This is a genomic window from Mycoplana rhizolycopersici, from assembly GCF_013378445.1.
Classification (GTDB): domain Bacteria; phylum Pseudomonadota; class Alphaproteobacteria; order Rhizobiales; family Rhizobiaceae; genus Mycoplana; species Mycoplana rhizolycopersici.
The window spans coordinates 78,205-101,537 of record NZ_JABXYK010000013.1; the positions used below are offsets into that span (position 1 = coordinate 78,205).

Genomic DNA, 23,333 nt, shown 5'->3' on the forward strand with positions numbered 1-23,333 from the left:
ATGCCGCTGCTCGAAGTCGAAAGCGTCAGCAAGGCCTTCGGTTCGCTGAAGGCTTTGGACAAGGTCTCCTTTAAGGTCGAGCCCGGCGAGATCTTCGGGATTGCCGGACCGAACGGATCGGGCAAGAGCACGCTGTTCAACGTGATCACCGGAATTCCGTTCGGCCCGGACAGCGGCCGCATCGTCTTCGACGGTGCCGAAATTCAGCGCAAGGCCGGCCATGAGATCGCGTGGCTCGGCCTGGCGCGGACGTTTCAGCGCGAGACGAGCTTCGACAAGCTGACCGTGTTCGAAAACGTCCTGATCTCCGGCGCCTATGGAAAACCCGGTCGTTCGCCGGAAGAAGCGCGCGCCGGCGCTCTCGAGGCGCTGGACATCGTGGGGTTGCCAAGATCGAGCCATGGGCGACTGGCCGAGGAACTGTCGGTGTTCGACCGCAAGTGCCTGATGCTTGCAACCGCGGCCGCGATGCAGCCGAAGATGCTTCTTCTCGACGAGCCCGCCTCCGGCCTCACCAAGCCGGAAATCGAGACGTCGATCGGCTTGATCCGCAAGATCGCGGACCTCGGGGTGACGATCGTGCTGATCGAACACGTGCTGACTTTCCTGATGAGCCTTTCACAGCACCTTCTCGTGCTCAACCAGGGACAGGTCCTCACCATCGGCAATCCAAAGGACGTGATCGCCGATGAGCGCGTCATAGAGGCCTATCTCGGCACGAGGAAGGCTGCGGTATGAGCGGGCTTCTCGAAATCACCAATCTGACCGCCGGCTACGGCCGCATCGATGTGCTGCACGACCTGACCATGTCGATCGGCGCGCACGGTAATGTCGGTCTTTTCGGGCCGAACGGCCACGGCAAGACGACGTTGCTCAGGGCGATCTCCGGCCTGGTGAAGGCGCGTTCCGGCTCGATCCGTTTCGGCGGCGCGGCGATCGCCAACCAGACGCCGCGCTCGATCGTCGGGCTGGGCCTGGTCCACTCCTCGCAGGGCAACCGGCTTTTCCCTGATCTGACGATCGGCGAATGCCTGGCACTCGGCGCCTATACGCCACGCGCCAGGGCGCAGGAGGAGGCGAACCGGGAGCGCGCGCTGAAGATATTTCCGAAGCTCAGCGAACGCTGGAACCAGAAGGTTCGCACGCTTTCCGGCGGCGAGCGCCAGATGGTGTCGATCGGCACTGCGCTGATGAGCAGCCCGGCAATGCTGATCCTCGACGAGCCAACGCTCGGCCTTGCACCGAAGATCAAGGAAGAGCTATGCCGCGCCGTGCTCGATATCTCCGCCGGCGGCATCCCGCTCGTCGTGGTGGAGCAGGACGTCGAGTTCCTGCTCGAGCTCAGCCAGCACCTCTACCTCATCAATCACGGGCAGGTGGCCGCCGAGATCAAGCCCGGCCAGACCATGGACCATGCCGATATCATGGCGCTCTATTTTGGCCAGTAAGACGATGTTCGATTTTTACCCCTCCGGAGGGCAGGCATAATGGATGCAGCCTTGCAGATCCTGTTCGGTGGCCTGTTTCAGGGTTCACTCTTTGCCATGATGGCAGTAGGGTTGGCGCTGATCTGGACGACGATCGGCGTCTTCAACTTCAGCCACGGCGTGATGATGATGCTGGGCGCATACGTCGCCTGGCAATTGAGCGACTGGTCCTTGCCCCTTTTCATCGTGCTGCCGGCGACGATGCTGATCATGGCGGGGGTCGGCTGGCTGCTTCAGGCCAGCGTTGTGCGCCCGCTAATCGGCCGTCCCAACATCGTTCTCGTGGTCGTGATCACGACGCTCGCCGCAGCCTCGCTCATCGAGAACGGCGTCCTTGAGGTATGGGGGCCACGGTCGAAACAGCTGCCGACGCTGATCGAAGGCAATACGCAGATCCTCGGCGTCGGCGTTTCGATGCATCAGATCGCCATCATCCTCATTACCCCGGTGATCCTCGGCGCGCTCTGGCTGTTCCTGAACCGGACGCGGCTAGGGCTTGCACTTCGCGCGGTCGCGCAGAACGAGGACGCCAGCCTGCTGGTCGGCCTGAACGTGACGGCACTTTACGGCCTCGCCTTCGCGATCGCCGCAGCCCTTGCCGCTCTCGCCGGCATCTTCATGGGCGGCTATCGCTTCATGTCGCCGGTGATGGGGGCCGATCCGCTGCTGAAGGCGCTGATCGTGGTAGTCTTCGGTGGATTGTCGAGCATTTCCGGCCCGATCTTCGCGGCCTATCTGATCGGCTTCTTCGAGGCGATCTGCAGCTACTACTTCGGCCTCTACTGGACGCCGGCGCTGCTCTTCGCAGTTCTCATTCTCATGCTGATGATCAAGCCGGAGGGCCTCTTCGGCGCAAAGACGAGGGGGCTCGCATGAAGGCCGACCTGCGCTCGACACCTGGCCGCGTAAGCTGGAAGAACGAGGCGGCACTTGTCGCTGCGGCATTTGCCGTGCTGGCGCTGCTGCCATTCGTGATCACCGACAGCTACAGCCGCCACATCCTGATCATGGCGTTCATCTATGCGGTGGTAGCGTCGAACTGGGACCTGAGCCTGGGCTATGGCGGCGTTTTCAATTTCGGCCATCTGGCGCTGTTCGGCATCGGCGTCTACGCCTACGGCCTGATGACCAAGCTTGCCGGCATCGATCCGTGGCTCGCCCTGGCATTGAGCGGCGCGGTGTCCACAATTGCCGCGATCGTGGTGACGATCCCGATCCTGCGGCTGAAGGGTATCTACATCATTCTCGTGACCTTCGGCTTTGCCCAGCTCGTCATGCAGTTGATCCTCAGCCAGTCCGATTATACCGGCGGCACGCAGGGCATGGTGCGGATCCAGACGCTCTATCTTGCCAGCCACAACATGATCCGCGACGGGAAGTTCGCCTATTTCTACATCGCGCTGGCGATTCTGTTTGCCAGCACGGTGTTTCTGCGGCTGCTCGTCCGCTCGAAGACCGGAGCCAGCATCGTAGCGCTTCGCGACAATGAGGAATATGCCGTCAGCCGGGGTATCTCACTGGTGCGCCAGCGAGTGATCACGCTTGCCGCAAGCGCTTTCTTCACCGGCGTCGCGGGTGCCTTCTATGCCGCCTACCAGCGCAATGCCTCGGTGGACGTGTTCGGCATGAGCCTTGCCACGATCATCCTGTCAATGGTGCTGCTGGGCGGCACGAGCACGATATATGGAGCGATCGGCGCATCCTTCGTGCTGACGATCTTCGCCGAGATCATGGCCGACTTCGGCGCCTGGCGGCCGATCATCACCGCCCTTCTGATCATTGTCGTGATGCTCGTCTATCCGTCCGGGCTTGCGGGGATATGCACTTCGGCGCGCGCCTCATGGCGCAGACGCCAGGAAATCTGAACAGACAGGGGTTCCCCAACGATAAAAAACCCGGACTGCATCCCTGCAGCCCGGGTTTTTTGGCACTGGAATGCGGGCCTGGGCGCTTACTTGCTGCCGCACCAGTCGATGACGCTGGCCGCGATCACCTTCGTTGTTTCGACCAGGGATTCAACATCGACATATTCGTCGTCACCATGAAAGCCGTCGCCGGAGGGGCCGAAGATGACGCCGTCAACGCCGGCCCCGGCATAGTGGGCAGCATCGCAGACAGCAACGAACCCCTTGATGTCAGGCTTGCGCCCCACCGCCGTCTTGTTGGCCACGAGAGACTGCACGAGCGGATGATCGACCGGCGTATTGAGGGGCGGGAAATGCAGCCCGCCGAGTTCCCATTGAATGGTTGGCGGATTGTTGCGCAGCCAAGCGTCCGTCTGGGCGAAATGATGCACGAAGGCTTCGAAATCGCGCCTATAGTCCGCGGAATTCTCCGACGGCAGGAACTTCATGTCGAGATCGATCACGGCGACGTCGGGGATGATGGCCGGGTTCGTCATCGTGATCGGCAGGCCGTTGTCGCCGAGACCGGCGCCCGCATGCAGGACGCCGACGTTGATCGTGTTCATGCCCACGGGCAGAAGCGGGTGGGATGCCGCACGGGTGCGGCCGGATTCATAGTGGCGCAACGCTTCGATGAAGCGCGTGGCAAGCTCGATCGCATTCACGCCGGGTTCCAGGCGCCCGCTTTCCTGCCGCTGCGGATAGATCTCGTTGTAGCGCCAGGCCGAGTGAGCCGTGCGCCCGCGGATCGTCACGCGCGCCCATTCGAGGCCGCCTTCTGCCGGCAACACGTCGCCCCAGGTCGGCTCAGCGACGAGGACGGCCTTTGCAAGCTTGCCTCGCTTGACCGCATCCATCGCGCCGAAGCCGCCGGCTTCCTCGTCGACCACCGTATGGATCGAAAGCCGGCCGTCCAGCTCGATGCCAGCCGCACGAACCGCCCGCGCGGCCGCAATGCAAGCAGCCACGCCACCCTTCATATCGATGGCGCCACGTCCGTAGAGCCTGCCGTTCTTGATCTCACCGCCGAACGGATCGACGGTCCAGCGGGCTGGATCCCCGATCGGCACCACGTCGATGTGACCGCACAGGATGAGGCTTTTCTCCTCGTTGCCGGCAAGATCGCCGACGACGTTCGGGCGGCCGGGCAACGCATCCCAGCTTTCGGTCGAAAATCCGATCGTCTTCAGTTCCGTCTCGATGAGCTTCTGAACGTCCGCCTCGCGATTGACCGCCGGATCGAGGTTGAATTTCGGGTTGACGGAGGGGATGCGGACCAGACGCTGCGTCAAGTCGACAACCCAGTCCCTGTCCTTTTCGATCAGGGCGGTTACTGTCTCAACCAGTTGGGAACGTGTCGTCATGGAGTTTAACCTTTCCGGATAACATGCTGTTTTCGGGCAATTTCATTTCGTTTGACAAAGACTTTGATTTTCATCGGCGGCGCGCCTCCCCTCTCAGAGGCACGTCGAAGGCTACCATCCTGCAAAGCCGGAAAGGACGTCTTCACCGATCTTGCCGTCGCGGACGTCGGTGAGCGCCCGGTCGAGGATGGCCACCCCCTTCTCCGCCTCCTCAGCGGTGAGGGTGAGCGGCGGTGTGAATTCCAGCACGTTGGATCGTACCCCGACATAGTAGAGCACCAGCCCCAGTTCGAAGGCACGATAGACGGTCAGCGCCGCTTCCCGCGCGGCTGCGGCGCGACTGGCCGCATCGCTCACAAGCTCGACCCCAAGCGCCAGACCATGACCCCGGATATCGCCGATCAACGCATGGCGAGAGGCGAGCCGGTCGAGAGCGGTGCGGAGAACGCTCCCCGTCCGGGCTGCGTTTTCGGCAAGGCGGTCCCCCTCGATCGTCTCAAGCACGGCGAGGGCGGCGGCGGCGCAGACAGGGTTGCCATGGACCGTCTGCAGCGAGAAGGCGGCGGCGTGGTTCATCAAGGACTCAGGGCCGACGACGGCGGAGATCGGCAATCCGCCGCCGAGGCCCTTGCCGAAAACCACGATATCCGGCTCGATCCCGGAATGCTCGTATGCGTGGAACCGGCCGCTGCGGCCGATCCCGACCTTCACCTCGTCGCAGACGAGCAGGATGCCGTGCTTGCGGCAGAGCGCCTCCACCGCCTGAAAGAAGCCGTCCGGCGGAACCAGCATGCCGCCATCGGACTGGACCGGCTCGATGAAGAAGGCCGCAACCTCATCCGGCGGCACTTCGGCCGCAAACAGGCACTCGAGATGGGAAAGGGTGGCGTCCCGCGCGGCCTCGGCGCTGCCGGCGGTATAGCTGTTGGGGTAGGGGACGAGCGTCAGGCCGGCCGCGCGCGCACCTTGCTGCGCCGGATGCCCGGAAACGGCCATCGAACCGACAGTGCCGCCGTGGTAGGCGCCATTGAATGCGAGGATCCGCGGACGCCCTGTTGCGGCCGTGACCATGCGCGCGACCGTCTCGTTGGCGTCCGAACCGGAATGGCCGAACCAGACCCGGCCTCTGGCACGCTCGGGCACGAGCGACAGCAGCTTTTCCGCAAGCAGCACGCAAGGCTCGTTCGCCGACGAAAGATAGCTGGCCCCGGCCTGGTCCGAAAGCGCGCGGTCGACCGCCGCGCGGATCGCAGGATGCGAATGTCCGAGGCTTGCAGACCCCCACGATGCGGAGAAGTCGAGAAGTTGCCGGCCGTCGTCGCCGGTCAGATACGCACCGCGGCCGCCGACGACCGCCTGCGGGAAGAACCGCAGGTGCGCCATCTTGGAGACCGATTGGCCTTCGCGGGCGTAGAGACCGGACATGGCATTTCCTCGCCTATTTGAAGAAGGTCAGGACCTCGTCGAGCTGGACGACATGGCAGTAGATCATGTTGATGATCTCGAGTTCGCGCGCGTGCAGTTCGTCCGTCGCCGCCGCACCGCAATCGTCGACGACCACCACGCCAAAGCTCTCATCGGCCAGGCTGCGCACCGTCGAGGAGACGCACTGGTCGGTGAAGATGCCGCAGCAGATGACGTTCTTGATGCCCATGTTGTGCAGGACGAGGCGCAGGTTCGTGCCGGTCAGCGCGCTGTCGGTGGTCTTTGTGATGACGATTTCGTCCGGACGGGGCTCTAGCTCCGGCACGACCTGGCCCTCCGGCAGTTCCTTCGGCAGCAGCAGGTAGTTGAAACCCGGCTTCTTCTGGCTCAGGGACCGGTCGCGTCCATCCGGTTTCAGGCAGGCGATCCGGGCGAAAATGACCTCCACCTTGCGCTTGCGGCATTCCTCGATCAGCCGCGCCGTATTGGGGATGACGGTCTTGCGCATGCGGTCGTAGAAGGGCTGCCAGCGGTCGGTTTCCTCGGGCGTGTCCTTCGGGTCAAGATAGGTGTTCTGGATGTCGATGACCAGCAGTGCGGTCGTTTCCGGATCGAGGACAATATCCTCCGGTTCTTCGGCATTGGCATAGTAGAAGGATCGGTAAGCGGTCTTCCAGGTCATGCGGAGGTCTCCTTCTTGCGGCGCATGCGGGCGAGGATGTGGCCTATCTCGCGGGTCGGAAAGAGGCCGCCAGGCCTGAGGATCATGAAGGCGATCATGGCGATCGCCAGAACGATCTCGGTCAGTCCGACCACCTGTCCGGCGCCAGCGGCCGTCGCGTTCAGCGTTCCTTCGAGGCTGCGGAGCCCCTCATAGGCGAACGTCACGAGGATGGCGCCGGCGACAGCCCCCGTCACGGTGTTCGCGCCACCGATCACCAGCATGGTGATGACGAGGAAGGTTTCCTTCAGATAGAACGACTTCGGCGCAAACGAGGTGATGAAGTGCCCCCACAACGCCCCGCCGACGCCGGCGATGAAGGCCGCCAGCACGAAGGCCTTCCAGCGAAGTTTCGGAATGTCGGCGCCGAGCGCCGCAGCGGCGACCTCGTCCTCGCGCGACGCCCGCAGCAGCTTTCCCGTTCGCGACTCCTTGAAGACGAGCGCGACGACGACGACAAGGGCCGCCACGATCGCCGCCATCGGCAGGGTCGTGGTCTTCGGTAAGCCGAAAAGGGTGCGCGGACCGTTGGTGAAGGCGCTCCAGTTGTTCATCACCGTGTATAGAACGACGAGCAGCGCGAAGGAGGTGATGACCGCCGCCGCATCGGAAAGGCGCATCAGCGGGTAGGCGACGATCGCGGCCACGATTGCGGCAACGATGCCTGCGACCAGCATGGCGAGCAGCGGTGATACCTCCACCGCCGTCATGAAGCCGTAGAGGTCGGGCAGTGCCATGCCCTTCATCTGCGCCGGAATGGTGAGAACGGCGGATGTATAGGCGCCGAAGCCCATGAAGCCGATATGGGCGAAGGACAGCAGGCCGGAATTGCCCATGAAGGTCTGCAGCCCGATGACGAGCACCAGCGAGATGAGGAGGTTCGTGACGATACGGTCATAAAGCCGGATGCCGAGCAGTTCCGTGCCGACGACGAGGGCCGCGATGAGACCGATCAGCAGAGCGGCAGTGATGTAGGAATGCTTCATTGTTGCGCGCTCCTCAGGTCCGCTGGCCGCTTGCCGGACCCTTGATGAGGCCCGCCGGCCGCCAGAGCAGGATCAGGATGACGAGGGTGAAGGTGAAGGCGTCGCGGAACTTCAGCAGGTCCTGCGGCAGGGTGTAGTTCAAGGTGGTGTCGATGAGCGCGAGCAGGAAGCCGCCGACGACGGCGCCGGGCAGGCTCCTCATTCCTCCAATCACCGTTGCGATGAAGGCGACGAGCAACGGTTCGAGGCCGACGCCCGGCACCACGGTTCCGATGCGACCGATCCAGAGGATACCGACGACACCGGCGAGGAAGCCTGAAAGCGCGAATGCCGAGGAGATGATCAGGTTTGCGGGAACGCCGAGCATGCGGGCCATGGTGAAGTTCGTGGCCGCCGCGCGCATGGCGATGCCGAGCGTGGTCTTGCGCATCAGGTAGGCGACGGCGGCGAGAAGCACGATCGATGCGGCTATCGTGATCAGGTTGCGGACTGGGGTGATCGCCCCCCCGATCTCGACCGTCTGCGAGAAGATCGGCGGCAGCGGCACATTGCGTGGACGCGGCGAGATGAAGAGAAGTGCCGCATTCTGCAAGAGGTTGGAGAAGGCAAACGAGGTGATCAGTACGGCGGTGACCGACTTGGCGCGTACCGGCCGGAAGGCGGCGTAGTCGGTGAAGATGCCGAACACCACGGCCATGGCGACGGCGAGCGAGGCCATGACGATCCACGGCAGACCCGAACCGCTGGAGAGATACATGGTGTAGCCCGCGACCATGATCAGTTCGCCGTAGGCGAAGTTAACCAGCCGCAGAATGCCGTAGATGATCACGAGACCGAGCGCCATCAGCGCATAGGCGCCGCCGAGGCTGAGGACGTCGATGATGAACTGGATGGTAAAGGCCATGGGTCAGCTCCCCAGATAGTGCGCGCTGAGGTCGCTGGTCGAGCGGATCTCGTCCGCCGTGCCGGATGCGACGATCGAGCCGAGCCGCATGACATAGGCGCGATCTGCGACAGCCAGCGCCTGGTTCACGTTCTGCTCGACGAGCAGGATGGTCAGGCCGGACTTCTTCAACGTTTCGATCATTTCGAAGATGCGATCGACGATCGCGGGCGCGAGGCCGAGCGAGGGCTCGTCGAGCAGCAGCACGCTCGGACGCGACATCAGCGCGCGGGCAATGACCAGCATCTGCTGCTCGCCGCCCGACAGTGTGCCCGCCGCCTGGTTGGATCGTTCGGAAAGGCGGGGAAACAGCGCATGCATCCGCTCCAGGTTGTCGCGGTTGCCTGCCTGGTCCCGCCGGTGGATATAGGCGCCGAGCATGAGGTTCTCGGCGACGGTAAGATCGGGGAAGACGTCACGCGTCTCGGGTACCGTCGCTAGTCCGGCGCGGACCACCTGTTCGGGGCTGGCTGCGGTGATATCCCTGCCTTCCAGCGTGATCGCGCCGCCGGACGCCCTTAGCGCACCGGCAATGCATTTGATGGTCGAGGACTTGCCGGCGCCGTTTGCGCCAAGAAGACTGACCAGTTCTCCCCTGCCAAGCGAGAAGCTGATGCCCCGCACGGCACGAATGGCGCCATAGCTGACGGAAAGGTCGCGCACCTCAAGCATGGGCCGTGCCCTTTCCAAGATAGGCCTCGATGACGGCCGGATGCGCGCGAACGTGAGCAGCGGTGCCCTGCGCTATGGTGCGCCCCGAAGCGAGCACATGCAGCCGGTGGCACAGGCGCATGATCAGGCCCATGTCGTGGTCGATGATGAGAAGACCGAGCCCCCGCTTTTCCGGCAGCGCGGCAAGGGTGTGAAGCAGCGTTTCGGTCTCCGCGTCGTTCATGCCCGCGGCAGGCTCGTCCAGAAGCAGAAATTTCGGTTCGGCCGCCAGCGCCCGGGCGATCTCGACGCGGCGCTTGTCGCCATAGCTGAGGCTGTCGCCAAGCTCGTCGGCCTTGGAGGCGAGCCCGAACTCGTCCAGCAGCGCTTCGGCCCGCTCGCGCGCGGCTGCGCGGCCAGCACCCTTGGCCAGAGCCGCGGCCTCGACGTTTTCAAGCACGGTCATGGCATTGAACAGGCGAACGATCTGAAAGGAGCGGCTGACCCCCTGCAAGGCGATCGCGCGCGGAGAGAGGCCGGAGAGCGTGACGCCGGCGGCGGTGATCGTGCCGGTGGCAAGTTTGACCTGGCCGGTGATGGCATTGACGAGCGTGGTCTTGCCGGAGCCGTTCGGCCCGATGAGGCCGACGACTTCGCCGGTGTCGACCGACAGCGATACATGATCGAGTGCGCGAAGTCCGGTAAACTCCACCGACACATCGGCTACCGCGAGACGCGTTTCAGACATGGCTTATCCGAAGGTGATGGGCCGGTCTTTCCGGGCACCGTGCGTCATCGACTGGAAAAGACGACGCCGCGGCGCCTGGCCCGCGCATGCCCGAAAAACCGTTTTCGGCTCCGGAGGCATGCGCAGGACCGGCCCGGTGTGGGCGATCAGGGCTTCGGCAGGGATTCGGGCTTGCGCCATCCCACGAAGCTCGGCTTGCCACCCTTGAGCTGGATGATGGCTGCGGCCTTGTTCGGCACGTGACCTTCTTCTGCAGTGCCGTAGTCGAGATCGCCAGTCAGAAGCTTGAACTGGCCGTCCTCAAGCGCCTTGGCGACGGCCGCACCGTCGGTGGAGCCGGCCGCCTTGATCGCTTCGGCGATCAGCATGACAGTGTCCCAGCCGGTCGAAACGAATGAGGTGTCCGGCGCCTTGCCGTGCATGGCGGTGTAGAGTTCGATGAACTTTGCCATGTCGGGATGCGCTTCCGGTCCCATCCAGGTGTGGGTGACGAAATAGACGTCGTTGCCGAATTTCTCGCCGAGCGCTTCGTGCATTGCCGGGTCGTCATAGGCGTCGCCACCGAGGATCGGCGCATCGTAGCCGACTTCGCGCAGTGCGCGGATGATGACACCGATATCCGTCCCGTAAGAGGAGACGAAGATCACGTCCGGCTTCTTGCCGAGCGCCTGCAGGCGCGCCAGCTGGGCGGAGAAGTTGTTGTCGCCGTTGGTATAAGTGTCTTCGAGGATGACCTCGCCGCCATTCGCCTTGAACTGCTCGACGAAGTACTTCGAGAGCGACTTGGTGTAGGCGATGAACTGGTCGGTAACGACATAGGCCGTCTTCCAGCCCTTCTCCTTGACGGCGAAGTCCGCCGCCGTGGCCCCCATCGTCGTGTTCCACATGGACAGCGTGAACTGCTTGTCGCCGAGCGACCACGATGAGTAGAGCGGATCGGAAGCGCAGGTCGAGATGCCGACGAGACCGGCCGACTGTGCCTCGCGGCCCGCCGGCGATCCGAAGTCAAAGTCGCACGGCGCCACGATGACCTCGGCGCCCTTGTCGATCAGTTCGACGGCGACATTGCCGACCGTCACCGGATCGGACTTGCCGTCGATATTGATGAACTCGACCTGTTTGCCGAGCACGCCGCCATTGTCGTTGAGGTATTTCACGGCGACGAGGGCGCCGTTATAGCCGGGGGTGTCCAGCGGTGCCTGGATACCGGTCATCGAAAGCGCGCCGCCGATGACGATCTTGTCGTCGGCCGCGAGCGCCGACGAGCCCGCAAGCGCAAGACCTGCTGCCAGAAGTAGTTTGGACGTCGATTTCATAGCTTGGTTCCCCTTTCTTTTGCCATCACGGCACTAAAGCTGTTGCGCGGACATGTCTTTTTCTTCTGCTGGGGTCCGCTTGCGGAGGTCTCCTTGTTTCGTCCCATCATGCTTGATGCGCAGTTTCTTATTATTGGCCGATTTCCTTCAGCAGCGCATCGGTCGATATCTGGCGGCAATAGCCCTTGATCGCGCGAAGCGACGTCTCGTGCCGCTCCTCGGAGTAGGTGCCGCAGGCATCCGGCACCAGCGTCACCAGATAGCCGAGGTCGCAGGCGTCGCGGATGGCCGATTCCACGCACTGATCCGTCAGAAGGCCGCAAAGGACGAGCTGCTTCACGCCGAGATTGCGCAGGACATAGTCGATATGCGTGGAGACGAAGACACTGGACGAACTCTTGGGAAACACGATCTCGTCTTCGAGCGGTTCCAGTTCGTCGATGACCTTGCCGTCCCATGACCCCTTCGCCACGTTGAACCCGGTGATCTTGTAGTCCAGGCTGCGGTCGCGGCCGTCCTTTGTCAGGCTCTCGATGGTGGTGTGCAACACCTCGATGCCGGCCTTGCGAAAGCCGTGCAGCAGGCGCTGCATGTTCGGGATGGCAACCTCGCCGATGCGCTGGAAGTAGTAGCCGTACTTGCCGGCGATGTCGGCGTCGGAGACATCCTTGAACTCGCCCCCGTCGCGTCGGACCGAGAAATTCTGGACGTCGATGAAGAGGATCGCGGACGCAGCCGGATCGAGCGCAACTTCGCGGGTGGTCAGGTGTTCAGCGGCCATCGGTCGTTTCCTTCAGCATGTCGGTAGCGCGGCGGAGCGGTTCGGCGAGCCTGTCGGCCCACTCCTGCTGTCCGCGGGCGTCCTTGATGAGATCATTGCGCACTTCGATGAGAACGTGCGGCAGACCGCGTTTCTCGCCATGGACAGGAATCGTATAGTCGGACCGGTCGTCTACGACGTAAGGCTCGTTGAGCCGGACGGAAGCATCCGGATTGGCCTCGGCAAACGCCTCGGCGAGATTCCTCGCAAAGCGCCCGTCGCGATTGTAGAGAAGCCCGAGTTCGAAATCCCGCACGGCGCCGGTCGAGCGCATGACCGGCGTGAAGCTGTGCACCGATACGAGCACCGTCGGGCGGCCGGCGGCCTGGCGCTCATCGAGAGCCGCCGTGATGGCATCGTGCAAGGGCTCGTGAATTTCGGAGTAACGACGAACACGGTCGCTCTCGGCAAGGTCCACATTGGCGGGCACCCTCGTGCCGTCACTGCGCAGCACGACGCAATCGTCAGCCTCGAAGGGCCGGTTACAATCGATCACAAGGCGGCTGTAGCGCTGGAGAACGAGGGCTGAGCCCAGGCGCTCCGAAAGCGCATGCGACAAGCCTTCGGCGCCGACGTCATAGGCGATATGCCGGTCCATCTCGTCGCTGGCCACGCCAAGGTCGCCCAGTACGGAAGGCACCGCGCGCCCGGCATGCTCGCAGGTCAGGAAAATGGCAGAGTCGCCCGCAAGGTTGACCGTTTCGACAGGCTCGGGATCTCCGGCCAGCAGCAATTTCATCGTGTCGCGTTCCGCGATCCTCGGCATGGAAACCCGATCTGTTCATGCTCCGGCGACATGGTTGCCGGTGCGGGATAGTATGGACGTCATCCAAGGAAATTTATCAATCATAGTCAATCATATTTTTCTGTTTGACTATTTTTTTTCATGCCGCAATATCGATCGAAACTGGGGGAAAGCAACCGGTGAACCATGTGAAATCATCGACGATCCGCGCGAGGATAAGGGATTCCGCGGCACAGCTGACGGCAAGCGAGCGCAAGATCGCGAATGCGATCCTCGCCGACTATCCGTTTACGGCGCTTGAGAGCATCCAGGAGCTTGCCACCAAGACGGGGGTGAGCGCGCCTTCCATTACCCGCTTCGTCAGCAAGATCGGTTGTGGCGGCTTTCAGGACCTGCAGCGCCAGCTCATTGCCGAGTTGAGGGAGGGGCAGCGCTCGCCTCTCGATCTCATGTCGAGCCAGAAGCCCGTCGGCCATTCGGAATTTCTGGCAGAGTACGTCGCGCGTCTTTCTGCCGTCATGCAGGAGATGACGGAGACCTTCTCGCAGGCGCAGTTCGACATCCTCGCCGCTCTGCTGGCGGATCCGTCCCGCAACATCTTCCTGCTGGGCGGCCGCGTCAGCGACAGCATTGCGTCCTTTCTGTCGATCCATCTCCGCCAGATCCGCAGCGGCATCTACCACATCTCCGACAATCCCGAATTCTGGCCCGAGCACGTCCTGCGGATGCGCAAGAAGGACGTCGTCCTTCTGTTCGATTTTCGCCGCTACCAGCCGAGCCTCTGCCGCCTCGCCGAAACGATCGCCGCCAATCGCGGCGCGACCATCGTCGTGGTGACCGACAAGTGGATGTCGCCTGCCGCGCGTAGCGCCGACCATATCGTGGCGCTGCCGATCGATGCCGGGACCGCATGGGACACCGTGGCCGCGGCGATAGCCCTCGTCGAGGCACTGATCGTGCGCGTGTCCGAGGCAGACTGGAGCGCCACGCAGAAACGGATCAACGATTGGGACGGCATCCGTTTTTCGATGCCGGGATATGACCAGGACAGCATGAACGGGGAAATGGATGAAACGTGAGGAAATGATGGTCGCATGCTGCGGCGACCTTTCGGGCATGGTCCGCGGCAAGGCCTTTCCGTTGGATCAATTTGAAAAGCGCCTGAAGCGGGGTGTCGGCTGGACGCCGACCAATGTGCAGATCACCTGCTTCGATGCCATCGCCGACAGCCCCTTCGGCTCGCTTGGCGATCTCGTGCTGATCCCGGATGCTGCCACGCGCGTAAGCATCGAGAGCGAAGACGACGCGCCTAACGAAAACTTCGTCCTCGGAAACATCCGCTACACCGACGGACGACCCTGGGAATTCTGCACCCGCTCGATTCTCGAATCCGCCCTCGAAAGGCTTGAGCGCGTTGGCGGCGTCACCCTGCTCGGTGCCTTCGAGCACGAATTCCAGCTGAAGCACCTGACGTCCGAAGTGGGCGGAGCCTTCACGCTGGGCGGCTTCCAGCGGGAGCGCCACTTCTGCGAAGCCATCGTCGCCGCCATGCGCGACGCCGGTGTCACGCCGGACACGATCCTGAAGGAGTTCGGCAGCGGTCAGTTCGAAGTCACCATGGGTCCGCAGAAGGGCGTCACAATCGCGGACCATTCGCTGATAACACGCGAACTGGTCGGCCTTGTCGCCCGGGAACTGGGCTATGACCCGACCTTCACGCCGATCCGCGATCCCGCAGGCGTCGGCAACGGCGTCCATGTGCATCTGAGCATGTTGGACGCCTCCGGCAATCCGGCGACCTACGATCCGCAGGGCAAGCATGACCTGTCGGAGCTGGCGGGAAAATTCGTTGCCGGCGTCCTGAAGTACCTGGATTCGATCATCGCCATCACGGCGCCGAGCGTCGTCTCCTATCTCCGCCTGACGCCGCATCGATGGAGTGCCGCCTTCAACAATCTCGGCTTCCGCGACCGCGAGGCCTCGGTGCGAATTTGCCCGGTCTCGGACATGAGCGACATTGCCAAGGCAGCCCAGTTCAACTTCGAGTTCCGTGCGGCCGATGCCGCCGCCAATCCGCACCTTGCGCTTGCCGCGATCGTCCATGCAGGCGTTCAGGGCATCGAGGAAGGCCTCGAAGTGCCCGAAGCGACCCAGGAGGACCTGTCGCTGCTCGGGCCGGATGCGCTTGCCGCCCGCGGATACGTCCGGCTGCCGCAGTCGCTCGAGAACGCGCTGGCCTGCTTCCGGAACAATGCGACCGTCTGCAGCTGGTTTCCGGAGGGTTTTGCCGACGTCTACGTCAAGCACAAGCAAGGCGAGATCGCCCACTTGGCAGGAAAGACGCAGGCCGAAATGTGTACAGCCTACGAAGCGATCTACTGAGCTTAGGACAACAAGACATCCGCCCGAGTGGGCGGCTGTCTGTCCCTATGCCCCTGGACGACCGTCGCCCGACGCCTACTCCCGATCCTGGAAGCGGTTCCAGGCGTGCATGCGGTTTGCGACCTGTGTTGCGATCGGATGAAAGGGAACCGGTTTCATGCCGGTCACGGGGAGGGGCATCTGCGCGTCCGTCCGCCGTCCCGCAGCCCATCTTCCCAACTCCTGTCCCAGAGACATGGACAGTGCGACGCCTCGCCCGGAATAGATGCCGCCGAAGACCAGACCCGGCGCAAGCCGGTAGAGGCGCGGCTGCCGATCTGGCACAACGGCGAACGTGCCATGCCAGTACTCGCTCATCCGAGGCTCGCCGCCAAAGGCGGAGAAAGCCTTGCCGAGCATTCGCGACACCTTGGCAAGGCCGCGGTCGGCTTCGTTGTGCCAGAACGTATGGGTGCCACCACTCACAAGCCGGTTGTCGCAGTCATAGTGGAAATAGCGCAGATCGTTGCGCATGTCGGAGACGGCCGGATTGCCGACGAGGATCTTTGCCCGCACGTCCTCCGGCAGGGGATCGGTGGCGGCCTGAAACACCTTGAACGGGATCAAGGTGCGCTTCAGGCCGGGCCATATGTCACCGGTGAGCGCATTGGTGGCAAGTATGACTTCCCGTGCCGTCACGCTGCCCTTTGCCGTGCGCACGCGCCATCCCGACGCCGCCTTCTCGATCCTGGTCGCCCTGGAGTTTTCGAAGATCGACACACCTTCGCGTGTCAGCGCGTCGGCCAGCCCGATCGTCATCGCGAAGGGATTGATGTGGCCGGAATTGTGGACGATCCAGCCGCCGAGATAGGGGCTGCCGATGCGCGCCGAAATCTCTTCCCGGTCAAGCCACGAGACATTGGCACCGAAGGCCTTCCACTCGTCATGAAACTTTCGGGCGCGGGCAAGTGTCGTCTCGGTGTGGGCGGGCTGGATCCAGCCCTCCTGCACCTGGTGGGCATCGATGCCGAAGCGCTGCATCAGGCCGAAGGCGACGCCGGCCGAATCCGCCACCATGCGGTTGAACCGTTCGCCGATCGAGCGGCCTAATGCAGTTTCGAACTCGGAAGGGGACGCCTTGGAATGATGGGAGATGACGAGACCGTTGTTGCGTCCCGATGCCGCCGAGCCGATCTCGTTTCCTTCCAGGAGAACGACGTCGACACCGCTGTCGCGCGCGCCGAGTGCTGCCGCAAGTCCCGTGAAGCCGCCGCCGACGACAAGAACATCCGTAAGATGGTCGCCCTGGAGTTCCTGTGACGCAGGACGCACTTTTGCCGTCTTGCGCCACAGGTGCGGCGTCTTCCAGTCCACCTCAAACATGAAGGACTTCCTCGGTAGCGCTACCGAGATAGTGGTCGCTGAGGGCGGAATGCTGGGCGATTTCCTGCGCCGGTCCGTGGACCCTGACCCGTCCTGTGTTCAGCAGGTAGGCGTAGTCGCCGCATTCCAGCGCCAGCTGGACGTTCTGCTCGACGAGCAGGATGGAGATCCCGGTCTGGGAGAGATCCAGAATGATCCGGAAGATCTGGTGGATGATCTTCGGGGCGAGGCCCAGCGACGGCTCGTCGAGCATCAGCAGTTTCGGTTCCGCCATGAGCGCGCGGCCGATCGCCAGCATTTGCTGCTGACCACCGGACATGCGGCTCGCCATCCCGTTGCGCCGTTCCTTGAGCACCGGGAACAGGTCGAACACATCAGAGCGGAGCGCTTCGAAGCTCTTTCCGGCGCGGCCGATGTGGGCCGCGACGAGGTTTTCCTCGACCGTCAAACGCTGGAAGATCCGGCGACCCTCCGGGCAATGCACGAGCCCCATCCGCACGACCTGTTCGGGCTTTGCGCCGGTGATGTCCTTGCCGTCGAATAAGATGCTTCCCGTCGTCGCCCGAGCGACGCCGGAGATCGAGTTCAGGAGTGTCGTCTTTCCCGCGCCGTTCGGACCGAGGATGACGACGATTTCCTGGTTGTCGACCTCGAGGTCGATACCTTCAAGAACGCTGACGCGCCCGTATCCCGAGCTTAGCCCTGCGATCTTGAGCAGCGGCGCGGATTTCGTCGATGTCATTGGCTGTCCCCAGATAGGCAAGTTGCACGTCGGGATTCGCCTGCACCTCGGCGGGCGTGCCCTGGAAGAGAAGTTTGCCGTGATGCATGACCACGATGCGATCGCAGAGCGTCATCACGAGATCCATGTCGTGCTCGACGATAATCATGATGCGAGCGGGCGAGCGCAGCTCGGCGAGCTTGGCCGTCAGTTCCGCGGTCTCGTGGTGATTGAGGCCGGCCGCCGGCTCGTCCAGCAACAGCACTCGCGGATTCATGACCAGCGCACGCGCAATCTCGAGCATGCGCTGGCGGCCGTAGGGCAGGCTGCCGGCTTCGGCCGTGGCGTAACCTTGCAGATTGAAAAACCGCAGTATCTCCATGCAGGCTTCGCGTCTGCGCTCGCGCTGGCTCCGGCTGAAGGGCGGCCACAGCACTTCCCGCCACGTCGCCCCGACTTCCGTCGGATAATAACACACCTCGAGGTTCTCCAGCGCCGTCATCTGGTCGAACAGGCGGATGTTCTGGTAGGTGCGGGCGATTCCCGAATTGGCAATTTCGTACTTCTTCAGGCTCTGCATCTGCCTGCCATCGAGAACGATCGCGCCTGACGATACGGTATACGATCCGGCCGTCATGTTGATCAGGGTCGACTTTCCCGCACCGTTCGGCCCGATGATGCCGTGGATCAGTCCGGGCACGAACTCTGTGGAGACGTCGTCGATCGCGACGTTGCTGCCATACTGCTTGCGGATATTCTGGAAGATGAGCGTCATTTTCCGAACAGCCCCCGAATGAGTTTATCCGGTCCGAAGCTGCGCGGCACGATGCCGGCCGGACGAATGATGATGAGAACGATCATGAGCAGGCCGAGGAAGAGAATGCGCCATTCGGCGAACTCGCGCAGGACTTCCGGCAGGAGGATCAGGATCGCGGCACCCGCAACGATGCCAAGGATATTGCCGATACCGCCGATGACGATCATCAGAACGATCAGCACCGACTCCTGCAGCGTGAAGCTTTCCGGGCTGACGAAGCGTTGCGAGGCGGCGAAGATGACGCCCGCGATGGAGCCGATGCTGGCAGAGGTCGCAAATGCAGCCAGTTTGGCATTGGTCGTGTTGATGCCAATGCCGCGCGCGGCATCCTGGTCTTCCCGGATGGCGGCCCATGCCTTGCCGAGGATCGATTGCTCCATGCGCCAGACCAGAACGGCGACGGTGAAGACGATCACCAGCAGCAGGAAATAGATCTCGACCGGACGGGCGAACTCGATTCCGAACACCGATGCCTTGTCGAGGCGGGCGATGCCCTGCGGGCCGCCGGTGAGCCAGTCGACGTTGTTCATCATGATGCGGATGATCTCGCCAAAGCCGAGGGTGACGATCGCCAGATAGTCTCCCCTGAGCTTCAAGACGGGAATGCCGAGCAATATGCCGGTCAGCATGCCGAGAAAGGCCGCGATCAGGAGGATCAGCAGGAAGGGAAGGTGGAGATCGAACTGCGGGCTTGCGAGCAGCGCGTAGGTATAGGCGCCGACTGCGTAGAAGGCCACGAAGCCGAGATCGAGAAGACCTGCATAGCCGATGACGATATTGAGGCCGATGCCGAGCAGGATGTAGATCAGCAGGCCGTTGATGACCCGGATATGATAGTTCGGCAGGAACGGCGTGGCGACGAGGAGGGCAATCGCAAGCGCAAACACGAGGAACGGGATGATCCTGCGCGTCCGCGGCGCGGCTGCTGCGGGAGTGTCGGCGGCGGACATCAGAATTCCCTCTTGTAGACCATGCTCTCCTCCGAAACCGGTTCCCCGAGGATGCCGGCCGGACGCATGAGCAGAACGAGGATGAGAATGGCGAACGAAAGCACGTCACGGTATTCGGTGCCGAGGACACCGCCGGAGACGACGGGCAGAAGCGCCGTCCCGCCAACCTCGACGAAAGCGAGGATATAGGCACCGAGCATGGCGCCGGGGATCGAGCCGATGCCGCCGAGGATCGCTGCGGTAAACGCCTTCAGGCCAATCACCGCGCCCATGGTCGGCGACATGATCCCGTAATAGCTCGCATACAGGATGCCGCCGGCCGCACCCAGCAGGGGGCCGGAAAAGAATACCATCGAGATCGCCATATTGACGTTGATGCCGAGCAGCTGCGCGGTTGGCCGGCTCTCGGAGACGGCGCGCACGATGATGCCCATGCGGCTGCGATTGACGAGCATGTAGAGGCCGAACATCAGGATGAATGCGGCGATCAGAATTCCGATCTGCACCAGCGTGACCGTGCCGCCGAAGACGTCGAAGCGGGTCGTCGGGAAGAAGCTCGGAAAGCCCACCGGCTGCGGTCCGGCCAAGATCTGCACGCCGGTGACGAGCGAAAGCGAAACGCCGAGCGACGAAAGCATCGGCGCGAGCCGTGTCGAGTTGCGTAGCGGCTTGTATGCGAGCCTCTCGATGCCGACGCCGACAAAGCCGACGGCAACGATGGCGCCGAAAAATACCAGCGTCAGGCCGATGGCGCCGACGGCGCCGATATCTCCGACCACGAGGGTCAGCGCGAGAAAGGCGGCATAGGCGCCGAGCATGAACATTTCGCCGTGGGCGAAGTTGATCATGCGCAGCACACCATAGACCATGGTGTAGCCGAGGGCGATCAAGGCGTAGATCGAGCCGATCGTGAGAGCGTTGACCGTCTGTTGGATTATGGTTCCCAGCATGGGTGTCCTGTCCGAGGTATCCGGCTGCCGACGCATTTCGCGGCGCGGGACGAGGATAGGAATGTGCGACCAGCACGCCATCTATTTGGCGGCAGCGCCAGTCGCACGACGACAGTATCGGCCGGATAGCTCCGGCCTATGCACTCCTGACGCGGCTTACTTCGAGCCGATCATCATGAAGTCCTTGCCCTCTACCTTGTAAAGGTAGGACGGGGCGACCTTCAACTCGCCGACTTCGTCGAACTCCAGTTCGCCGACTGCCGTCTTGACCTTGACGGCGTGGAGGGCGTCGTTCATTTCTTCGCGGCTGAAGCCCTTGGTGGTTTTCAGCACTTCCTCAAGGATCTGCGCCTGGACGTAGCCGTAGATTGAGTAGGGACCGGCTTCCTCGCCGTACTTCTCCTTGTAGAGCTTGCCGAACGCGGCAATGTCCGGGGATGCGTTCATCGGCGGCACCTGGATCGCCACGATCGTGCCTTGCACGTTGGCTTCGCCGGCCTGGCTGATGAAGTCCGGCGTGTATCCGCCATCCGGCACAAGCAGCGTGGCCGTGACGCCCTGTTCATGCATCTGCTTGGCGAATAGCGACAACTGCGGCATGACGGCGCCGACGTAGATGACATCCGGGTTCTTGCTCTTGATCTGAGCCAGGACGGCGGTGAAGTCGACGTCGGTCGGAGCAATGGCAAGTGTGTCCAGCAGCTCGCCGCCGCCGGAGGTGAAGTTCTTGGCGAAGATCTCCGAAATGCCCTGGCCGAAGACCTGCTTGTCGTTGACGACGATCGCCTTCTTGGCGCCGAGCTCCCCAAGCGCGTATTCGGCCGGCAGCAATGCACCTGCGAGGTCGTTGGCAACCGGGCGAACCATGAACTTGTAGCCCTGTTGCGTCAGAGCCGGATTGGAGCCGAAGGTCATGGTCGGCAGAGAGCAATCCTCGTAGATCGGCAGCGTGGACTGGGCGACGCCCGAGTTGAAGTTGACGAGGCCGAGCACGACGTCATCGTTGTCGCAGTACTTCTGTGCGACCAGCGTTCCTTCGCGCGGATCCGCCTTGTCGTCCTGCTGGTCGATGGCGATGGTCGTGCCGTTGACGCCGCCTGCGGCATTCAGCTGGTCGACGTAGAGCTTGAAGCCATTGTGCCAGGTCGTGCCGAAATAGGCCTGCGGCCCGGACAGCGGGCCAGCCAGCCCGATCGTGACTTCATCTGCGAGCGCCTGCGTGGCGAGTAGCGATACGCCGAGGCAGAGCGAGGCGGCAAATTTCATGGCGGTTCCCCTTTTTTGCAATCTGTTCAAGCCAGGAAGCTCGATGCGGTTTCCTTGCCGATCGTCATGGAAGCAGACTATTGGATCGCCGTCAAGAAAGTGTCGACACTATTGCGTTCAATTTTTGCGCAGGCTAGTTCTTCTTCCTCAGGCCCTTCGGCGGCGCGTCTTGGAGGATGCGTCGCCGGGGGCGAAAACCTTGAGCAGAGCGTCCTTCAACGCCTGCTGCGTCGCGGAGACCGTCATCTCGATATGATTGCGCAGCAGTTCGACACCGCGTTCGATATCCCGGTTCATCGCGGCCTCGACGATGGCCGAGTGAGAGCTGACCTGCGCCTTGTCGTGCGTGCGGTGTTCGATCTGGATGCGCCGAATGAAGCGGATGCGCGCATTGATGGAAGACAGCTGATGAACAAGCTCGGGATTTCCCGAAAGCTCGGCGATCAGCAGATGGAAACCCTCGTCCTCCGCAAGGATGACATCCGGCGGGTGGTCCTGATAACCCTCGACGATGGCGGTCCAGTAGGCGCGCAGCCGCTCGATCTGATCGTCCTCTGCGCGCTGGCACATCAGCCTGAAGGCGGCGCATTCGATGATGGTGCGCAACTCGTAGAGGTCGAGCAACCCTTCGGTGCTGAGGCTGCGGACGAAAAAGCCCCTGTTCGGCGTCAGAGAAACGAACCCCTCCGAGGCGAGGCGGTTCAGGGCCTCGCGAATCGGCGTGCGGGATACGCCGAGGCTGCGGGAAAGCTGCACCTCGTTGATGCGCTCCTCGGGTTTCAGTTTGAATTCCACCAGAAGCTTGCGGATCGTATTGTACGCCCGCTCGCTGCTGTCTGCCGATCTGCGCGTCTCGCCCTCGGTCTGCGGATCGCTCAGGGCAATGATTTCGGATCGTTCGTTCATAGGGCCTCCGGCGCGTTTCAGTCTGCGCTTTGTCGACAGATTGTAATGCACCTTTCCCCCAGTTTCATGCGGTTGGCAAGCCGCGGCACGTCCTTGAGGAGTTGACGATGATACTTGGTATCCTTGGCGTAGGGCATCTCGCCGCGACCATGCTCACGGGCTTGCTGAAGTCGGGTTTTGACCCGGCGAGCGTTCTTCTGTCTCCACGCGGGAAGGGGCGGGAGCTTTCGGCCCGACACGCAATTCCGCTGGCCGCCGACAACCGGGCGCTCGTCGAGAAGGCCGACGTCGTCCTGCTTGCGGTCCGTCCGGCAGACGCTTCGGCCGCCGTCGCCGACCTGCCGTGGCGAATGGGGCATGTCGTCATATCAGCATGTGCCGGCGTTGCGCTCGAGTGCCTGCCGGTCGCGCCGGCGCGGGCTGTCAGAGCGATGCCGCTGACTGCCGCGGAGATCAATGCAAGCCCGACGGTTTGCTTTCCCGAGATAGCCGAGGCCAACATGGTTCTGGAGCGCCTGGGGCCCGTGATACCGCTCGCAAGCGAGGCTGACTTCGAGGTCGCCACCGTCAACGCCGCCGTCTATGGCTGGGCCCAGGACCTGATCCGGCGAACTGCGGAATGGTCCGCGCAAAAGGGCGCCGACGCGCAGGCGATGCGCCGCCTTGTTGCTCTGACGTTCGTGGCCGCAGGCCGCTTGATCGATGAAAAGCCCGATCCGATGGGCGCGCTCCTCGCCGATCTCGTGACACCCGGCGGCATTACCGAACTGGGGCTCGACGTCCTCGCCTCAGGTGGTCAGGCTGCGCTCTGGCAGGAGGCCTGCGAGGCAGTGCATGCGCGCCTCATCCGGGAAAGCGGGCCGGCTTGA

24 protein-coding genes are annotated in these 23,333 nt (G+C 62.8%); 7 read left to right on the top strand and 17 right to left on the bottom strand.

Features of this window, described 5'->3' with window-relative positions:
- From HV823_RS19380 to HV823_RS19395, 4 genes are read left to right on the top strand one after another with little or no spacing between them, the layout of a single operon-like run.
- A complete protein-coding gene (locus tag HV823_RS19380) occupies window positions 1–738 on the top strand; it encodes an ABC transporter ATP-binding protein (RefSeq protein WP_176951394.1) in 738 nt (245 codons plus the stop codon).
- Window positions 735–1,448 carry an ABC transporter ATP-binding protein gene (locus HV823_RS19385; RefSeq protein WP_176951395.1) on the top strand — a complete coding sequence of 238 codons (714 nt, stop codon included), beginning with the start codon at window positions 735–737 and terminating at the stop codon, window positions 1,446–1,448. The genes HV823_RS19380 and HV823_RS19385 overlap by 4 nt, the downstream gene beginning before the upstream one ends.
- Before the next feature lie 39 nt (window positions 1,449–1,487).
- Window positions 1,488–2,363 carry a branched-chain amino acid ABC transporter permease gene (locus HV823_RS19390; RefSeq protein WP_176951396.1) on the top strand — a complete coding sequence of 292 codons (876 nt, stop codon included), beginning with the start codon at window positions 1,488–1,490 and terminating at the stop codon, window positions 2,361–2,363.
- Window positions 2,360–3,352 (top strand): branched-chain amino acid ABC transporter permease, encoded by a 993-nt coding sequence (locus HV823_RS19395; RefSeq protein ID WP_176951397.1) that lies wholly within the window; start codon window positions 2,360–2,362, stop codon window positions 3,350–3,352. Before HV823_RS19390 ends, HV823_RS19395 begins: the two co-directional genes overlap by 4 nt.
- A gap of 86 nt (window positions 3,353–3,438) precedes the next feature.
- Here the strand turns inward: HV823_RS19395 and HV823_RS19400 are convergent, their stop codons facing one another.
- The 10 genes from HV823_RS19400 to HV823_RS19445 all read right to left on the bottom strand — a co-directional run bounded on the left by HV823_RS19400 (window position 3,439) and on the right by HV823_RS19445 (window position 13,131).
- Window positions 3,439–4,755 (bottom strand): M20 family metallopeptidase, encoded by a 1,317-nt coding sequence (locus tag HV823_RS19400; protein ID WP_176951398.1) that lies wholly within the window; start codon window positions 4,753–4,755, stop codon window positions 3,439–3,441.
- A gap of 111 nt (window positions 4,756–4,866) precedes the next feature.
- Window positions 4,867–6,180, bottom strand: a complete 1,314-nt coding sequence (locus tag HV823_RS19405; RefSeq protein ID WP_176951399.1) for an aspartate aminotransferase family protein — start codon at window positions 6,178–6,180, stop codon at window positions 4,867–4,869.
- A 13-nt stretch (window positions 6,181–6,193) separates the two neighbouring features.
- Window positions 6,194–6,862, bottom strand: a complete 669-nt coding sequence (locus HV823_RS19410) for a cysteine hydrolase family protein (protein ID WP_176951400.1) — start codon at window positions 6,860–6,862, stop codon at window positions 6,194–6,196.
- Window positions 6,859–7,887, bottom strand: coding sequence for a branched-chain amino acid ABC transporter permease (locus HV823_RS19415; RefSeq protein WP_176951401.1), 1,029 nt, complete (start codon window positions 7,885–7,887; stop codon window positions 6,859–6,861). The genes HV823_RS19410 and HV823_RS19415 overlap by 4 nt, the downstream gene beginning before the upstream one ends.
- A 13-nt stretch (window positions 7,888–7,900) precedes the next feature.
- Complete coding sequence (locus HV823_RS19420) at window positions 7,901–8,791, bottom strand: branched-chain amino acid ABC transporter permease (RefSeq protein ID WP_176951402.1); 891 nt, start codon at window positions 8,789–8,791, stop codon at window positions 7,901–7,903.
- Between the two features lie 3 nt (window positions 8,792–8,794).
- Complete coding sequence (locus tag HV823_RS19425) at window positions 8,795–9,502, bottom strand: ABC transporter ATP-binding protein (RefSeq protein ID WP_176951403.1); 708 nt, start codon at window positions 9,500–9,502, stop codon at window positions 8,795–8,797.
- A complete protein-coding gene (locus HV823_RS19430; protein WP_176951404.1) occupies window positions 9,495–10,229 on the bottom strand; it encodes an ABC transporter ATP-binding protein in 735 nt (244 codons plus the stop codon). Before HV823_RS19430 ends, HV823_RS19425 begins: the two co-directional genes overlap by 8 nt.
- 146 nt (window positions 10,230–10,375) lie before the next feature.
- Complete coding sequence (locus tag HV823_RS19435; RefSeq protein ID WP_176951405.1) at window positions 10,376–11,545, bottom strand: ABC transporter substrate-binding protein; 1,170 nt, start codon at window positions 11,543–11,545, stop codon at window positions 10,376–10,378.
- A gap of 130 nt (window positions 11,546–11,675) precedes the next feature.
- Window positions 11,676–12,326: a cysteine hydrolase family protein gene (locus tag HV823_RS19440; protein WP_176951406.1), complete on the bottom strand. Its 651-nt coding sequence runs from the start codon at window positions 12,324–12,326 to the stop codon at window positions 11,676–11,678.
- Window positions 12,316–13,131 (bottom strand): N-formylglutamate amidohydrolase, encoded by an 816-nt coding sequence (locus HV823_RS19445; protein WP_176951407.1) that lies wholly within the window; start codon window positions 13,129–13,131, stop codon window positions 12,316–12,318. Before HV823_RS19445 ends, HV823_RS19440 begins: the two co-directional genes overlap by 11 nt.
- 158 nt (window positions 13,132–13,289) lie before the next feature.
- Here HV823_RS19445 and HV823_RS19450 point away from each other — a divergent pair, with 158 nt between their 5' ends.
- Together HV823_RS19450 and HV823_RS19455 are read left to right on the top strand one after the other, a co-directional pair.
- Window positions 13,290–14,189 (top strand): SIS domain-containing protein, encoded by a 900-nt coding sequence (locus tag HV823_RS19450; protein WP_176951408.1) that lies wholly within the window; start codon window positions 13,290–13,292, stop codon window positions 14,187–14,189.
- Entirely contained in the window at window positions 14,179–15,492 is a 1,314-nt protein-coding gene (locus tag HV823_RS19455) for a type I glutamate--ammonia ligase (protein ID WP_246301794.1), read from the top strand. The genes HV823_RS19450 and HV823_RS19455 overlap by 11 nt, the downstream gene beginning before the upstream one ends.
- A gap of 75 nt (window positions 15,493–15,567) precedes the next feature.
- Here the strand turns inward: HV823_RS19455 and HV823_RS19460 are convergent, their stop codons facing one another.
- From HV823_RS19460 to HV823_RS19490, 7 genes are all read right to left on the bottom strand, one after another.
- Window positions 15,568–16,854, bottom strand: a complete 1,287-nt coding sequence (locus HV823_RS19460; protein WP_176951409.1) for an NAD(P)/FAD-dependent oxidoreductase — start codon at window positions 16,852–16,854, stop codon at window positions 15,568–15,570.
- On the bottom strand, window positions 16,847–17,596 hold the full coding sequence (locus HV823_RS19465) for an ABC transporter ATP-binding protein (RefSeq protein WP_246301795.1): 750 nt from the start codon (window positions 17,594–17,596) through the stop codon (window positions 16,847–16,849). Before HV823_RS19465 ends, HV823_RS19460 begins: the two co-directional genes overlap by 8 nt.
- A complete protein-coding gene (locus HV823_RS19470) occupies window positions 17,520–18,350 on the bottom strand; it encodes an ABC transporter ATP-binding protein (RefSeq protein ID WP_176951410.1) in 831 nt (276 codons plus the stop codon). The genes HV823_RS19465 and HV823_RS19470 overlap by 77 nt, the downstream gene beginning before the upstream one ends.
- Entirely contained in the window at window positions 18,347–19,342 is a 996-nt protein-coding gene (locus tag HV823_RS19475; protein WP_176951411.1) for an ABC transporter permease subunit, read from the bottom strand. Before HV823_RS19475 ends, HV823_RS19470 begins: the two co-directional genes overlap by 4 nt.
- On the bottom strand, window positions 19,342–20,292 hold the full coding sequence (locus HV823_RS19480; RefSeq protein ID WP_176951412.1) for a branched-chain amino acid ABC transporter permease: 951 nt from the start codon (window positions 20,290–20,292) through the stop codon (window positions 19,342–19,344). Before HV823_RS19480 ends, HV823_RS19475 begins: the two co-directional genes overlap by 1 nt.
- Window positions 20,293–20,448: 156 nt before the next feature.
- Window positions 20,449–21,558 carry a branched-chain amino acid ABC transporter substrate-binding protein gene (locus tag HV823_RS19485; RefSeq protein WP_176951413.1) on the bottom strand — a complete coding sequence of 370 codons (1,110 nt, stop codon included), beginning with the start codon at window positions 21,556–21,558 and terminating at the stop codon, window positions 20,449–20,451.
- 147 nt (window positions 21,559–21,705) lie between these two features.
- Window positions 21,706–22,464 (bottom strand): GntR family transcriptional regulator, encoded by a 759-nt coding sequence (locus tag HV823_RS19490; RefSeq protein ID WP_176951414.1) that lies wholly within the window; start codon window positions 22,462–22,464, stop codon window positions 21,706–21,708.
- Window positions 22,465–22,571: 107 nt separating this feature from the next.
- On the opposite strand from HV823_RS19490, the gene HV823_RS19495 reads away from it, so the two are divergent.
- Entirely contained in the window at window positions 22,572–23,333 is a 762-nt protein-coding gene (locus HV823_RS19495; RefSeq protein ID WP_176951415.1) for an NAD(P)-binding domain-containing protein, read from the top strand.